Annotated in this window: 12 protein-coding genes; 3 read left to right on the forward strand and 9 right to left on the reverse strand. The window is 42.4% G+C overall.

Going from position 1 to position 15,310, the window contains the following annotated elements; translation table 11 throughout:
* Window positions 1–355 precede the first annotated feature (355 nt).
* From putP to NE535_RS15605, 9 genes are all read right to left on the reverse strand, one after another.
* Window positions 356–1,819 carry a sodium/proline symporter PutP gene (putP, locus tag NE535_RS15565; RefSeq protein WP_261299520.1) on the reverse strand — a complete coding sequence of 488 codons (1,464 nt, stop codon included), beginning with the start codon at window positions 1,817–1,819 and terminating at the stop codon, window positions 356–358.
* Between the two features lie 148 nt (window positions 1,820–1,967).
* Window positions 1,968–2,675 carry a DUF3379 domain-containing protein gene (locus tag NE535_RS15570; RefSeq protein ID WP_261299521.1) on the reverse strand — a complete coding sequence of 236 codons (708 nt, stop codon included), beginning with the start codon at window positions 2,673–2,675 and terminating at the stop codon, window positions 1,968–1,970.
* On the reverse strand, window positions 2,668–3,231 hold the full coding sequence (locus NE535_RS15575) for a sigma-70 family RNA polymerase sigma factor (RefSeq protein WP_261299522.1): 564 nt from the start codon (window positions 3,229–3,231) through the stop codon (window positions 2,668–2,670). The genes NE535_RS15570 and NE535_RS15575 overlap by 8 nt, the downstream gene beginning before the upstream one ends.
* 122 nt (window positions 3,232–3,353) lie before the next feature.
* A complete protein-coding gene (locus tag NE535_RS15580; protein WP_261299523.1) occupies window positions 3,354–4,973 on the reverse strand; it encodes a BatD family protein in 1,620 nt (539 codons plus the stop codon).
* On the reverse strand, window positions 4,967–7,045 hold the full coding sequence (locus NE535_RS15585) for a vWA domain-containing protein (RefSeq protein WP_261299524.1): 2,079 nt from the start codon (window positions 7,043–7,045) through the stop codon (window positions 4,967–4,969). The genes NE535_RS15580 and NE535_RS15585 overlap by 7 nt, the downstream gene beginning before the upstream one ends.
* Window positions 7,042–8,046 (reverse strand): vWA domain-containing protein, encoded by a 1,005-nt coding sequence (locus tag NE535_RS15590; protein ID WP_261299525.1) that lies wholly within the window; start codon window positions 8,044–8,046, stop codon window positions 7,042–7,044. The genes NE535_RS15585 and NE535_RS15590 overlap by 4 nt, the downstream gene beginning before the upstream one ends.
* The gene (locus NE535_RS15595) at window positions 8,040–8,621 is read right to left on the reverse strand and encodes a DUF4381 domain-containing protein (protein ID WP_261299526.1); all 582 of its coding nucleotides are present in this window, start codon (window positions 8,619–8,621) and stop codon (window positions 8,040–8,042) included. The genes NE535_RS15590 and NE535_RS15595 overlap by 7 nt, the downstream gene beginning before the upstream one ends.
* On the reverse strand, window positions 8,622–9,557 hold the full coding sequence (locus tag NE535_RS15600) for a DUF58 domain-containing protein (protein ID WP_261299527.1): 936 nt from the start codon (window positions 9,555–9,557) through the stop codon (window positions 8,622–8,624).
* Between the two features lie 3 nt (window positions 9,558–9,560).
* Window positions 9,561–10,517 (reverse strand): AAA family ATPase, encoded by a 957-nt coding sequence (locus tag NE535_RS15605; RefSeq protein WP_261299528.1) that lies wholly within the window; start codon window positions 10,515–10,517, stop codon window positions 9,561–9,563.
* A gap of 536 nt (window positions 10,518–11,053) precedes the next feature.
* Between NE535_RS15605 and fadI the strand changes: the two genes are divergently transcribed.
* From fadI to NE535_RS18770, 3 genes are all read left to right on the forward strand, one after another.
* Window positions 11,054–12,364 carry an acetyl-CoA C-acyltransferase FadI gene (fadI, locus tag NE535_RS15610; RefSeq protein ID WP_261299529.1) on the forward strand — a complete coding sequence of 437 codons (1,311 nt, stop codon included), beginning with the start codon at window positions 11,054–11,056 and terminating at the stop codon, window positions 12,362–12,364.
* A 5-nt stretch (window positions 12,365–12,369) separates the two neighbouring features.
* Window positions 12,370–14,496, forward strand: a complete 2,127-nt coding sequence (gene fadJ, locus NE535_RS15615) for a fatty acid oxidation complex subunit alpha FadJ (RefSeq protein ID WP_261299530.1) — start codon at window positions 12,370–12,372, stop codon at window positions 14,494–14,496.
* A gap of 340 nt (window positions 14,497–14,836) precedes the next feature.
* A complete protein-coding gene (locus NE535_RS18770; protein WP_261299531.1) occupies window positions 14,837–15,016 on the forward strand; it encodes a hypothetical protein in 180 nt (59 codons plus the stop codon).
* The last annotated feature ends 294 nt before the right edge of the window (window positions 15,017–15,310 follow it).

Raw genomic sequence — 15,310 nt, forward strand, 5'->3', positions numbered from 1 at the left:
TTTATTAATGCCGAATATAGCGTGGCATCGTTTCAGCTTTAAATTTGCAGGCATCTTAGGTAAGCCGAACGAATGCAACAACTCCGACCACATGTTAGTTATTGTTAATATTGAGTTAATTCAAAAGGCGTTTTTTTTCGCATGTTCGTGCGGCAAACATGATTATCCATAAAAATGCTTATTTAGCATGATGTTATGGTAGTTTTTAGTCGCAACGCTTGTTAGGGGGATGTTATTTTCAAACAGGGGTGATGTGAACTGTAAAATATAAAAAAGCGTACACCTGTACGCTTTTTTATGATGAAGTAGATTTTTTGTTCTACTTCAGTGGCTAAGCTGTTAATTTATTGAGTGATTACTTTTGGCTCAATAAACTTTGTTCGAACTCACTAAACTGCATTTTAACTTCCGCTCTTGGGGGAGAGAGTTTGCTGAAAGCCACACCAACGATTGTTGCAAACAAGAAGCCTGGTACTATTTCATATAGATCAAATAAACCGCCGCTTAATTGTTTCCACACTACAACCGTAACTGCACCAACAACAATCGTTGCAATAGCACCATTACGGCTATATCCACGCCAAAATAGCGACAAAATAACCACAGGACCAAATGCTGCACCAAATCCGGCCCATGCATAACTGACCAAACCTAGTACGCTACTTTGTGGGTTAAGCGCAATTACGCCGGCAATTAGGGCAATTGCAATCACCCCTATTCGACCCACTAGCATTAACTCTTTGCTGCTTGCCTTAGGACGTAACCATTTACGATAGAAGTCTTCTGTAATAACGCTTGAACAAACCAATAACTGTGAATCAATGGTGCTCATAATGGCAGATAAAATAGCGGCAATCAGTAAACCACCAACCCAAGGGTTAAAAGCGGCATGAGCAAGGTGGATAAATACCGTTTCAGGATTATCAAGTGGCGCGGAGGCAAAATATAACGTGCCTGCAATACCAGTGGCCAATGCCCCAATTAATGCAAGTACCATCCAACTCATTGCGATACGACGCGATAAGCGTAAATCTTTCGCACTACCTATGGCCATAAAACGCGATAAAATATGCGGTTGGCCAAAATAACCTAATCCCCATGCAAGTAGAGATACCAAACCTATGATAGTTGTATTCTCGCCAATAAAGGTCAGCATAGCAGGATCTAACGTATTGATGTTTGCCTGTGTTTCGGTGTCGTTAAAAATGGCAATCGGTACAATAATTAAGGCAATTAGCATTAAACAGCCTTGGAAAAAGTCTGTCCAACTCACGGCGAAAAATCCGCCAACAAAAGTATAAGATACAATGATAACCGAGCCTATGACGAGCGCTAAGGTGTAATCTAGGCCGAATACTTTTTCAAATAAGATCGCGCCACCTACCATGCCCGATGAAGCGTAGAAGGTAAAAAAGATCAAAATAGTTACCGCAGAGACTAATTTTAATAAGCCATGATTATCATTAAATCTATGTTCAAAAAAGTCAGGAAGGGTAAGCGAATTATCTGCCATTTCAGTATAAATGCGTAATCGCTTGGCGACAAAAAGCCAATTTAGCCACGCCCCGAAAACTAATCCAACGCCAATCCAGGCTTCGCCTATCCCGCCTAAGTAGACAGCGCCGGGAAGACCAAGTAACAACCAGCCTGACATGTCTGATGCGCCAACACTGAGTGCCGTTACCGCAGGGCCCATTTTTCGGCCGCCGAGAATATAATCATCAACGGAGTCCGTCTTTTTATAGGCCCAAAAACCTATGCCCATCATTACGGCTAAATAGCCAATAAAAGTGATTAAAATTGGTGCTTGAATTTCCATGAATATCCCATCTAATTATAATTCTGGGACAATGCTAGCAGAAGTTTGAGGTAGTTCACACTTTAGCAGTGGAGCTTGGTTAAAAAAAATTCAGCCACACTGTAAAGTGTGGCAGCTTTTTCAAGCTTGTTAAGCTAGGGTTGAAGGCTTAAATAAAAGTTTGCTCAATTTCACGTTTAACGTAATTAAGGTCAGCCTTTTGTTCACCAACAAGTAACATATAAGCGTCTGCAGATTGAAAACCTTGGCCCTTATATTTTGCGTCAGCAAAAGCGGTGTCTAACTTTAAACGCTCTTCGGCTGGCACAATAAACAGGGTCACTTTTTGGCCATTTTCATCTTGCATTACCAGGTGAAGTGACTTCACGCCCTGGAAATCACAGTAAGCAGTATAAAATACCCGACCTGGCTGTTGGATAAATTTAGACTGTTGCAAGCCTGACATGCTGGCAAGCTTAAAGTTAACATCATTGAAACCAATATCTTGCTCTATTTGAAGCGCTTTTGTTTCATGGTACACATGGGCTAACGCGTGCTCAGATAAATCAATAGGGGTAAAACGTAACATACTGAAGCTTACACCTACGATAAAAGCGATAGATGCAGCCATTGCCATTAAATAGCGTGTCCGCTTTTGTGATTGGCGGTGCTGATTCAACTGTTGACGTAACAGTAACTTTTCCGCCAAATCATCCGGTACAGCAATGTTCAGTGCCTGAGTTAATTGAGTATCAAGGGCCTTTAACTCTTTAACCAATTTAGCGTCATCCGGGTGGCTTGCCATATGTTGCAAAAAGTCATCTGATTGATTATTGGGGTCGCCATAGGCTTGGCGACGAAATTGTAGATCATCCATTTGATTGACCTCTTACTTCTGGTGTGTCTAATGCGTCTTTTAGCTGGTTTCTGGCGCGAAATAATCTTGTCATTACCGTGTTTCTATTCAATTCCAACATGTCTGCAATTTCATCGCCGCTAAATCCACCAATCAGTTGCAGCAATAAAGGCTCACGATATTCAATATCAAGCTTACCAATTTGCCTGCGTAACCAATAATGTTCGGTTTCATCTTCAGTGCTACTGGAGAACACATCTTCAAGTTGTTCTTGCTCAATATCACTGTAATCAAATTGCTTGCGCTCAAATCTTCGTGCATTTTCACGACGCAAAATAGTGATTAACCACGCTTTAGCCGCTTTGTCATCATTTAAAGAATCCAAAGCCCGCCATGCCCGTAGAAAGGTTTCTTGAGTGATATCTTCAGCCACATGTTTATCGCCGCATAACCAAAAGGCATAGCGGAAAATGTCGGTATGAAGTGCCCTGACAAGGCTATCGTAGCGTCGTTGTTTATTTACCATGTCAGATAAGACCGCAGTGTCAGTCTTTTTCTTTCGTAGAATTTCAAACATTTTAAAAATTTCTTAGAATTGTTACCAACAGCTTACTTGTTCAAAAGAATACCGCAACCACAAATTGTGGTTTCCACCTGACAGTTTTGAGGGACAAAACTGTCAGGTGGAGGTTGATAAGGCTAGGGGTTTAACTTGGCAATTACTGAGTTTGATGGGGTATTAATGTTAGGGTGGTAAGACTTAACCGCACTCATTAACTGTTGCTTGTTCACCGCTTTGGTGTGTTGGCTATAACGATCTTGTTGTAAATCGGTTACGGCTTGGCTAAGTGGCTCAGATAATTTACTGATTTCAGCCAATGTGACCTGACGGTTTAATAATGCTGAAAAATATCCTTGTAATGCGCTAATCACATCGCTGACATTATTGCGGTCACATGCCTCTGTAATCGTCGCCAGGCTGGCAACATCTGCGACAGGGCGTTGAGTGGTTTTTGTAGTAACCAGACGGTGTTGTTGTGAAACAGCTTTACGCCACATTATCAGCGTGATTAACCACAAGGTGGCAAACACACCCGTTAACCAAGGCCAGTAACTCGCATACTGATATGACGGCTGTTGCGGCGTGATAGTTAATGCGTTTTCCGCCATTTCGCCTGCGACAACTGTAATCGTTTTGGCTGGTAAAATGGCATATTCCTGTTGCTTCAATTGCGTATTCCACCAAGGTACTTTTAATTCTGGAAGAGTATAAGTGCCAGGTTTTGTTGGAACAATTGCGGCCGTTAAACTGTATTGTGATATTACCTGTCCATCACGAATACCGGTTTGACGCAGTGGTTTTTCAGGATAAACTCTTAACCCTTCCGTCGTGGGCATTGCCAATTCTGGTAGGCTATTTTCATCCACATTCATGGCAATTAAACTAATGGTTCGGGTGATCGGACTGCCCGCTTCAAAAGTGGTTTGAGTATCAGGCCACACTTCACGTAGTGAGACTAAATCACTGACCAACCATTCGCCCTGATAACTTGGGGGATAGCTATTGATTTGAATAACTTTGCGGTCGGCTTCGGTTTGCATTGGAATGCTTTCATTAAAACCAAACATGCCGCCACGACGTTGAGTTTCAATTAACACATCGCCGGAAAAAGTAGCGCCATCGATAATAATTTCACCGGGTAAACCCGCAACAATTCCGTAATTACGCTCGATCACTCTAAAGCGACGACCATTAACAATTTCAGTGCTGTCGGTGTCTTCACCAATTTGTTTTATTTGTGCGCCTTTCACCACAGGTGCACTAAGGACACCACGTTGTAGCTCAACGGCTAAATACAATTTAACTTTATAGTTAATCAGTTGCCCTACATAAGCCTCATCAACGTTAGTGCTCGCTTCAATGTACAGATTTTGGCTTTCTTGCGGCTTGCTTCCCGCGGGAGCAACTTGCAAAACAATCTCAGATGAACTCACACCCTCAATATTAAATGCGGGAATGGTGATGTTTCCCGAAGATTTAGCCGCGATTAAGACCTGCCAACGAGTTTCTTTAGTGGTATTGAAATTGACCATCTGGGTACTTCTGCCAACACTGGTTCGGCCAACAATAAAGTTTTCCAATAGTGCCGACGTGTTTAATGCTCCAGCATTAAGATCGTCATCGGCAGTGATGTTCAAGACAAAGTATTCACCCTCAATGACAGGATTTTTTTCAATACTCGCTTCTACTTGGCTAAGTGCCATGACTGAAGGGGCAATAATAATCAGTATCAGGCTTAATAAAATTCGAATTACCACTGCTCTGTTTCCTTCACCTGTTGATTTTGTTGACGGCGTTTTTGATATTCCAACTGCATTTTATTGCGTATTAATACTTGTGGATCTTCACTTATTGCACGTAATGCTCGTTCCATATTTTCTGGTAATGGCTCCTGACCTAACTGAGTAGGGCTTATTGCCTGCTCAACTGGCTTAGCGTCTTTGTCAGTTGCATCGTCGGTTGTTTTTAATGCTTGCGATGTTGCACTTTGCTGCTTTTCACCCTGGGTTGGCTCTTGGTCCTTTGATTCTGTATTAGCTTGCATACTAGCTTCATTTTCCGGTGATTGTTCATCTAACGCTTTTGAGTCAGCTGAAGCACTGGCTTGAGACTGTTCTTCATCTGCTTGTTGCTTAGATTGACCATCTGATTCATTAGTAGATGATTGCTGATCACTTGTTGATTGGTTATTGGTGTCAGCGCTTTGTTCTTGCTCATCTGTTTTAGGATTTTGACTCTGATCAGCGTTATCAGGTGATTGTTCATTTTGTTGCTGGGTTTGCTGTTGCTGATCTTTACTTTGCTGACCATTAGGATCTGTATTTGAGCCTGATTGCTGTTGATCCTGCTGTCCTTGTTGCTCGTCACTGTTTTGATCACTATTTTGTTGATCATTACTTTGCTGATCGCCTTGTTGACCATTTTGTTGCTTATCTTGTGACTGCTGTTTAAGCAGCTCTTCAGCCAGAGCTAAATTTTCTTGGGCCTCAGGAAAGTCAGGTCGTAATGATAAGGCTTTTTGATATCGCTTAATCGCTTCAGATAAATTAGAAAGCTGCATCAGACTATTAGCTTGATTGTATAAGCCTTCAGCAGTGTCATCTTGTTCAAAACCTTCAAGGGCTTTTTGATAATCCTGGGCTTTATAATGAGCTGAAGCTTGCCAATTTGAAGCACTAAATTTTTTAGCTGCCTGTTCATAATCACCTTGCTCAAAATCTTGCTGAGCTTGTTGATCTTTCGTCAGCCACAAATCATCCCACACGCTAGCATCAACACTAGGGCTGTAAGCACTCCCCAAGGTTAATAGGCCTAGCAATCCGGCTAAAGGTAACCATGTTGTAGGCAATACAAAGTTGGGCAATATCCCATGTTTAAAGCTAAATAGCATAGGTAAAAGTAACAACATCGCGATGTAAGGACCTAAATCCTGCCATGATTCACCTTCAAGCTCTGTGGCTTTTGCCTTGCCATCTTCTGCTAACCATTGGGTTAATTGCTTTATATCACTGCCATCTGCCTGGGTGGGGATCACTATTCCAGCCCCACGTTTGGCAAGTTTTTGCAATAAACCAATATCTGTTTTAGCCACGACCACTTCGTTGCTGCTGTCGCGCATTAATTGGCCGTCAGCTAACTTAATTGGCGCACCATTTTGACTCCCAAACGCTAAAATGGATAATCGATAACGGCTGTTTTTAAGTTGGCTATATACTTGATTAAATTGATTATCAGAAACACCATCTGTCATTAAAATAATGTCACCAGTGATGTGCCCACCTTGGGCTAATAACTGCTCAGCCAGCGAGATTGCTGCGGCTAAGTTAGAGCCTCTTGACGGCATGATGTCCGGGCTTAATGTGGGTAATAAGTTTAGTAATGTGGCGTTATCTCGGGTGAGTGGGCTGATGGTGTATGCATCACCTGCATAGGCGATAAGGCCTGTTTCACCTTCTTTTATTTCGGATAACAAGTCGGTTGCGCGAAAGCGCGCATGCGATAAACGGTTGGGGCTAAGATCGGTAGCGAACATGGAGTAAGACATGTCCATCACCAGCACACGCCCTTGTTCAGTGGCAAAAACGGGTAGGTTTTGCTTGGTTATCGCCGGGCCTGATAACGCCAATACGGCAATTATCCAGCAAAACGCGAGCATCCATTTAGGCTTGCGCCCTTGTTCTACGTTGTCACTTATCAACATTGAACTTAAATGTGGTGCGATATACTGTTTCCAAGCCGATTGTTGTTGATGGCGGCGCCAAAACAACGTACTTAATAGGATTAGCGGTATCAAACCGAATAACCATTCTGGGCGAATAAAATGGATCATAGTGTTTTAGCTCCACGTTTGAGTGAAGGTAACACCATTCCTGCTTGAAAATGTTGTCGACAACTAATTAACATGCTCAATAATAAAGACATCAATAAAGGCCAATAAAACAATTCTTTTTTAGGGCGATAGCTCAATTGGTCACGGGTGACAGGCTCTAATTTATCTATGGTTTGATAAATCTTTTCAAGATCTTCACTGCTGCGAGCGCGAAAATATTGACCCTTGGTCATATCGGCTAACTTTTGTAGTTGTGTTTCATCTAAATCCATCGATGGGTTGATGCGCTCTTTACCAAAAATGGTACGCCGTTCAAGCAGCTCTGCACCAACGCCCACGGTGTAAATGGTGATATTACGTTTTGCCGCAATTTCAGCAGCGGCTTCAGGTTCAATACTGCCAGCGTTATTAGAGCCATCGGTAAGTAACACTAATACCCGGTTGCTTTCTTCAACCATATCAAAGCGTTTTACCGCTAGGGCAATAGCTTCACCAATGGCTGTTTGTTTGCCGACTAAGCCGATTTGTGCATCGGTTAAAAACTTGGCTACAGACCGCCTATCTTGGGTTAGTGGGGCTTGTAAATAAGCATGGTCGGCAAATAAAATCAATCCGAGTCGATCGCCATTTCGGCGTTCAATGAAATTAGCCAATACATGTTGGATCAGGGTAAATCGGTCAACGGTTCGCCCCTCAATCACCATGTCTTCAATTTGCATACTGCCTGATAAGTCTACAGCCATCATTAAGTCACGTCCTTTAGAGGGTAACTCTATAGGTTCGCCTAGCCATTGAGGTCTGGCAACGGCGCATAATAAAAACAGCCACATCAGCCAATACAATTTACGAGAGTGTTTTATATTCTGTTTGCTTTGATTTTTGATGGCATGACTGACACCAGGAAGCTGCAGATGACCGCCCTGTTCGACATTTTTAGTTTGCCTAAAAAGGAATGGTAATGGCAGTAATAGGAACACTAAAGGCCAAGTTAAACTTAACATTGCGCCTCCGGTATCTGTTGTTGGTTGTTATTTGCAATATTCACTTGCTCAAAAGGGGCTGAATTAGCTAGCCAGAGTCGCGCTAAAGCAAGCAATTGCTGATTATCTTCGCTGGTAAGTCCTTTTTGTTGATGACGTTTAAATAGTAATGGACCGATCACGCCCTGATGCTTATGTGGCAGTCTTTTATCTAACCAATTAAACCAGGGTTGGCCATTTAAATGGGCTAATGATTGTCTTGGTAAATATGTCATTGCGGTGCGCTTTAATAAACTGTTCACTTCCGATGCGAATGTGTTGGCATTGCTGTCCATTGCATTAAGCATAACTAGTGCTGTTCTTCGAGGTGCATGATAGCGGTATTTTTTAAGAACTTTTTTTACTATCCAGCTTAGCGATAATATGATCAGCAGTAATAAAATCCAGTAACCTGGTGCGATCGGTAATGATGACACTTTTTCTGGTAATGCAATGTCATGCATCTGCGCTAAAGGCGATGAAGCCTGATTAACTTCTGGAAGTGGCACATTTGAGGTTGCTGATGCCATTAATGAGTTAAATAAAAGGGATAACATTTAGCGTAATAATTCCAATTGATCACAAAGAGGCTTACCCGCATCAATAAATTTGGGCTGTACGTTAAGTTGTTTCATTAACTGGGTAAATTCATGTTGCGACGCCTGTTGCTCATCCAACCATTTTTGATAACTGTCACGGGTTAATGTTAGCTGTTGTTTGCCATCTCTTACCGGAAAACTAAATTGCTTTGGCAAAGCTAAGGTACCTTGTCTAAGAGGATCTGTGATAACAAATGCACCAATATCGCAATGACGCTTAAGTTGGGTTAATGGTGCCAGACACCGCTGATTGAAATGATGTCCATCGGTAATGATCCATACCAATGAACCGGGCTTGGCAATACGTTGCAGTCGCTGACAGGCTTTGAAAATATGGTCTGGATCTTGAGGCAGATTATCAAATTGATTCAGTTGCTTTTGATGAACGTCAATCAGCCCTGATGATAATTGCAGCATACCTTGTCTACGACTTCGCGGTTTTAATTCTAGGTGATTGGTTTCACTGGCGATCAGTGCGCCGATTTTATCGCCATGTTGCACCGCGCTCCAGGCAAGAGTGGCACAAACATGGGCGGCTTGTACCGCTTGCAATAACAGCTGCGAACCAAAATATAAGCTGTGGCTTAAATCCACTAATAGTAGAATAGGGCGTTCGCGCTCCTCGATAAACAGCTTGGTATGCGCCACACCTGTTCTAGCCGTCACTCGCCAGTCAATAGAGCGCACGTCATCACCATTTTGATAATGACGGACTTCAGCAAACTCCATGCCTCGGCCTTTAACTAAGCTAGCCCTGTGGCCTGACATCGATGCTTTTGCTCGTGTTTTTCTATCAGCAATAACATGAGACAAGCTTTGGCAGGCAATTAACTCCTGCTCATTTAAGTTCATGCCATCGCTAAATAATGGCAGTGATAATGCTGCTAAGCTCATAGATTAAGGTACTGCGACTTGAGATAGAATACTGCTGATAACGCGTTCCGCGCTAACGCCTTCTGCTTGCGCTTGGTAACTCAATAACAAACGATGACGTAAAACATTTGGCGCGACAGCTTGGATATCTTCCGGAGAAACAAAATCACGGCCTTGTAACCAAGCTCTGGCACGTGCGCATCGTTCAAGCGAAATCGTTGCGCGAGGACTCACGCCATATTCTAACCACTTGGCTAATTCTGGGCTGTAACGCTCAGGTTGACGCGTGGCCATGACAATTTCAACAATATATTGCTCTAGCGGCTCAGCAAGATAAATTTCTAATGCTTCATCACGCGCAGCAAACACATCAGATTGCGCTACAGGTTCAATGGTGGGCAGTTGATGGCTAATCGCTTCTTTGCGTGACTGGCGTAAAATAAGGCATTCAGTTTCAGCACTCGGGTAATCGAGATTCAGGTGCATTAAGAAACGGTCTAACTGTGCTTCAGGTAATGGATATGTCCCTTCATTTTCTAACGGATTTTGTGTCGCCATAACTAAAAACAGTTTCGGTAACGGGTAACTGGTTTTGCCAACCGTGACCTGTCCTTCAGCCATCGCTTCTAATAATGCTGACTGTACTTTTGCGGGAGCACGGTTAATCTCATCCGCTAAAATCAAATTATGAAATATTGGACCAGCTTCAAATTCAAATGTCCCGGTTTGCTGGCGATAAATATCTGTGCCAGTTAAATCCGCAGGCAGTAAATCAGGGGTAAATTGAATACGATGAAACTCGCCCTCAACGCCATCGCACAAGGCTTTTACTGCCCGTGTTTTGGCTAAACCTGGTGGTCCCTCAACGAGTAAGTGACCATCAGCGACCAATGCAATTAATAGATTTTCAGTCAATACGGGTTGGCCTAAAATGACTGTGTCGAGATAAGTTCTTAAAGAATGAAATCGGCTTAAAGGCATACGGTTACTCAATAATTTGCTAACAACATAAACATGATGACGCTTATGTTATGAATTCTCTATGGATTTGGCTAGTAGGATTAACAGATTTTAACCCTCAATGAAACCAATAACCTTTAATACGGAGGCGTTAATGTATTTCGCATTGCCATTTTATGAATTTAAGGGGGCTGACATTTGAGATTATCAGTTGAGATTAAGGCTCATCTGAACGTTAACTTTTACGCCGCCTTGAGAATTGGACGAGAGATAAAATAACTCTTCAGTTGATTCTTTTTAGCAAAAAAATAATTTTATCTGTGATTAGAAGATCTGGTTAAACAAGATTAAAGTAATTGAATTATTGCTATTTTTAGCCAATGCCTTTATGTCTTAAATGGCACATTTAAAGATATATCTAAACAGGTGTTTAAAACCAGCAAATAAAAAGTTAGAATCAGATCACATTTTTGATGGTCTGACCACTGGTTAGGCAGAAACGGATATTTACAACTTGAGCTTGTATCGCCAGGTTAACGATAAGAAGAGGGTGAAAAATGAGTGATAGACAACAAGTAACAAATGCCCGCGGTGAGCGTATAGCTATCGTCGCAGGTTTAAGAACGCCTTTTGCAAAGCAGGCTACAGCATTCCATGGCGTATCAGCGCTAGACATGGGCAAAATGGTGGTAAATGAGTTGTTGTCTCGCTCAGAGTTAGACCCTAAAACCATCGAACAATTGGTGTATGGTCAAGTTGTACAGATGCCTGCCGCGCCAAACATTGCCCGTGAAATCGTCTTAGGTACAGGTATGGATGTGTCTACCGATGCCTACAGTGTGACGCGTGCTTGTGCTACATCTTTCCAATCGGCGGTAAACGTTGCTGAATCAATCATGACTGGCAATGTTGAAATTGGTATTGCTGGTGGTGCTGACTCTTCATCAGTGTTACCCATTGGCGTTTCTAAAAAACTGGCCCATGCATTAGTGGATTTAAATAAAGCGCGTACATTCCAGCAAAAATTTGCGATTATGCGCCGTTTAGGTTTAAAAGATCTTATGCCTGTTCCGCCAGCCGTTGCTGAGTATTCAACGGGGTTGTCGATGGGACAAACCGCAGAGCAAATGGCCAAAACCTATGGTATTAGCCGTGCCGATCAAGATGCATTAGCGCATCGTTCACATACGCTTGCGACTCAAACTTGGAATTCAGGTGTGTTACAGCAAGAAGTCATGGCTGCACACATTCCTCCCTACAAACAGTTTATCGACCGTGATAACAATATTCGTGAAAATTCAGTACTTGAGTCTTACGCTAAGCTTCGTCCTGCGTTTGATCGTAAGCACGGCACGGTAACGGCAGCAAACAGCACACCATTAACCGATGGCGCGTCTGCCATTATTTTAATGAGTGAAGGCAGAGCGAAAGCATTAGGTTATCAGCCTATTGGTTACATTAAGAGTTACGCCTTTACCGCAATTGACGTATGGCAAGACATGCTAATGGGTCCTTCTTACGCGACACCACTCGCGCTGAAGCGTGCTGGTATGGAATTAGAAGATCTTACCTTAGTTGAAATGCATGAAGCCTTTGCTGCACAAACCTTAGCGAACATGCAGATGTTTGGCTCGAAAAAGTTTGCTGAAGAAAAGCTAGGCCGTAATCGCGCAATCGGTGAAATCGATATGAGTAAGTTTAACGTTTTAGGTGGGTCTTTGGCTTATGGTCATCCTTTTGCTGCAACAGGCACGCGTTTAATCACTCAGGTGTGTCAAGAACTTAAGCGTCGCGGCGGAGGTACTGGTTTAGCAACAGCGTGTGCCGCAGGTGGTTTAGGTGCAGCAATGATCGTGGAAGTGGAGTAATTACAATGGAAAAGACATTTAGCTTACAACGTCGCGAAGACGGTATTGCAATCCTGACTATGGATGTTCCTGGTGAAACCATGAACACCTTAAAGCCTGAGTTTGGCCCTGAAGTGTCGCAAATTATTGCTGAAGTAAAAGGTGATACTAGCATTAAAGGCATAGTGGTTGTTTCTGGTAAAAAAGACTCGTTTATCGCCGGTGCGGATATCAGCATGTTAGCGGCTTGTACCAGCGAACAACATGCTAAAGATTTATCACAGCAAGGTCATGTGGTATTTAATGCGCTTGAAAACATGAATATCCCCGTGGTAGCAGCCATTAATGGTGCTTGTTTAGGTGGGGGGTTAGAGTTTGCTTTAGCCTGTCACTTACGTGTATGTAGTGATGACAATAAAACGGTTCTTGGTGTACCTGAAGTACAATTAGGCTTGTTACCTGGCGGCGGTGGAACCCAGCGTTTACCTCGTTTAGTGGGTGTAGCAACGGCCTTAGATTTAATGTTAACGGGCAAACAAGTGCGCCCAAAACAAGCATTAAAAATGGGGTTAGTGAATGACGTTGTTCCCAACTCAATTTTGCTTACGACCGCAATTGAGCTAGCTAAAAAAGGCAAAAGTGCTGCCAAACCGGTTAAACAGTCAAAGTTAAATCAATTCTTAGAGTCAACTTCATTTACTCGTGACATCATGTTTGATCAAGCGCGTAAACAGGTCGACAAGAAAACTGCAGGCAATTATCCGGCACCGGCTAAGATTATTGATTGTGTTCGCCAGGGCCTAAATAAAGGTATGGCTAAAGGTTTAGAAGTTGAGGCGACTCACTTTGGCAATCTTGTGATGTCTAAAGAATCCGCGGCGTTACGCAGTATTTTCTTTGCCACGACTGAAATGAAAAAAGAAACGGGTGCAGCAGGTGCTGAGCCTCGTAAAGTTAAAAAAGCCATGGTGTTAGGCGGGGGGTTAATGGGGGGCGGTATCGCTTCGGTCACAACCACCAAAGCCAAAATCCCGGTACGAGTTAAAGATATTTCTGAGCAAGGGCTGAGTAACGCCCTAGCTTATGCTTACAAACTATTAGATAAAGGTGTCAAACGCCGTCATATGACCCCCGCGGTTCGTGACAACATTATGTCTTTGATGACCACCACTACCGATTATAAAGGCATCAAAGATGCTGATATCGTTGTTGAGGCGGTGTTTGAAGATTTAGCTTTGAAGCATCAAATGGTTAAAGATGTTGAGCGTGAATGCGGTGAACACACTATTTTTGCATCTAATACGTCTTCATTGCCAATTGGCCAAATTGCAGAAGCTGCAACTCGCCCTGAAAATGTGATTGGCCTGCATTATTTTTCACCCGTTGAAAAAATGCCTTTAGTCGAAGTGATTGCCCACAAAACAACGTCAGCAGAAACTATCGCAACCACAGTTGCCTTTGCGCGTAAGCAAGGCAAAACACCGATTGTTGTTCAAGACGGCGCAGGATTTTATGTTAACCGTATTCTTGCTTTATATATGAATGAAGCGGCGCAATTACTGCTCGAAGGTCAGCGTGTTGAACACCTTGATAGTTCATTAATCAAGTTTGGTTTTCCTGTAGGGCCTATGACGTTGCTGGATGAAGTAGGTATTGATGTTGGCGCGAAAATTTCGCCTATTCTAGAAAAAGAGCTAGGCGATCGTTTTTCTGCACCTGCGGCTTTTGATAAATTACTTGCCGATGATCGAAAAGGCCGTAAAAACAGTAAAGGTTTTTATCAATATGGCCCTAAAGCCAAAAAGGCGAAATTGGTTGATGAATCCGTTTATGGCGTATTAGGGATCAAAACAGCTTCAGACAAAGAAGCAAAAGAAATTGCTGAGCGTTGTACTATTCAAATGCTTAATGAAGCGGTACGTTGCTTAGAAGAAGGGATCATTGCAAATCCTAGAGACGGTGATATTGGTGCTATTTTTGGCATCGGCTTCCCTCCATTCCTTGGCGGGCCGTTCAGATACATAGATACTTTAGGAGCTAAAAACTTAGTTGATACCCTAACGCGATATCAAAAATTATATGGTGACCGTTTTGCACCTTGTGAAATGCTTAAAAACATGGCGACAGAAGGCAACAGCTTTCATTCAAACTAGTTAATTGGGTTGAGTTAACCTGGTTAGATTAAAAAAACGGCAATTGATTGCCGTTTTTTTTTGCCGTCGCGGAACACTTTTGCCTTATTTTTAGCCAAAAAGTCTTATCTTTAGGGTATAATACGAACAATTAGTCGTTGTTTAGTATTAAGTGGCTTGTCCCACTGTATAAGATGATTGAATCAACATGTTGTTTCATAATGAGTAACGACTCAATAATTAACACTGAAAATGGAATGCCAAACGGCCTGTTCAGTATTTTTCATCATGGAATGTAGTTAACTGGATGTAAGTCGAGGTTTCAGTGATATTTCAATTCGAGTGGTTACTCTTGCCATTAATGCTATTGGCGAGTGGAGTGTTTTTAGGTTTTTCAGCTTATTATGCTGGGTTAGCTGTTAAACGATGGGCCTTTATAGGTATGTTACTTGGGCCTATAGCTTATCCGCTATTCACAACACATAAACATTTAGCCCACCGTAAAGTTGAGGGCACTCAATCACATAGATTAAGCTTTTGATATGTCTTGAAGCTAAAACAGTGAACAAGGTTTAACCGCAACATCTAGATCGTCTTATATTAATCAGCTAATTTAGTTAACGGCATTAAAAACAAAGATTTATATAAACAAAAAAGGAGCTATCAGCTCCTTTTTTGTTTAATTGGCAGTTTTACTTCCACCAGGCTTTAGCTTGAATCACTTCTAAATGTTCTAAACCTGCAGGCAATTTGACTTTTTTACGTGCTGGCTTAGCTAAGCCCAATGCAATTTTCAATGAAGTAAACATAGTCTAACTCCTTAAGCAACTAGTGT

The organism is Shewanella holmiensis (assembly GCF_025370255.1).
Classification (GTDB): domain Bacteria; phylum Pseudomonadota; class Gammaproteobacteria; order Enterobacterales; family Shewanellaceae; genus Shewanella; species Shewanella holmiensis.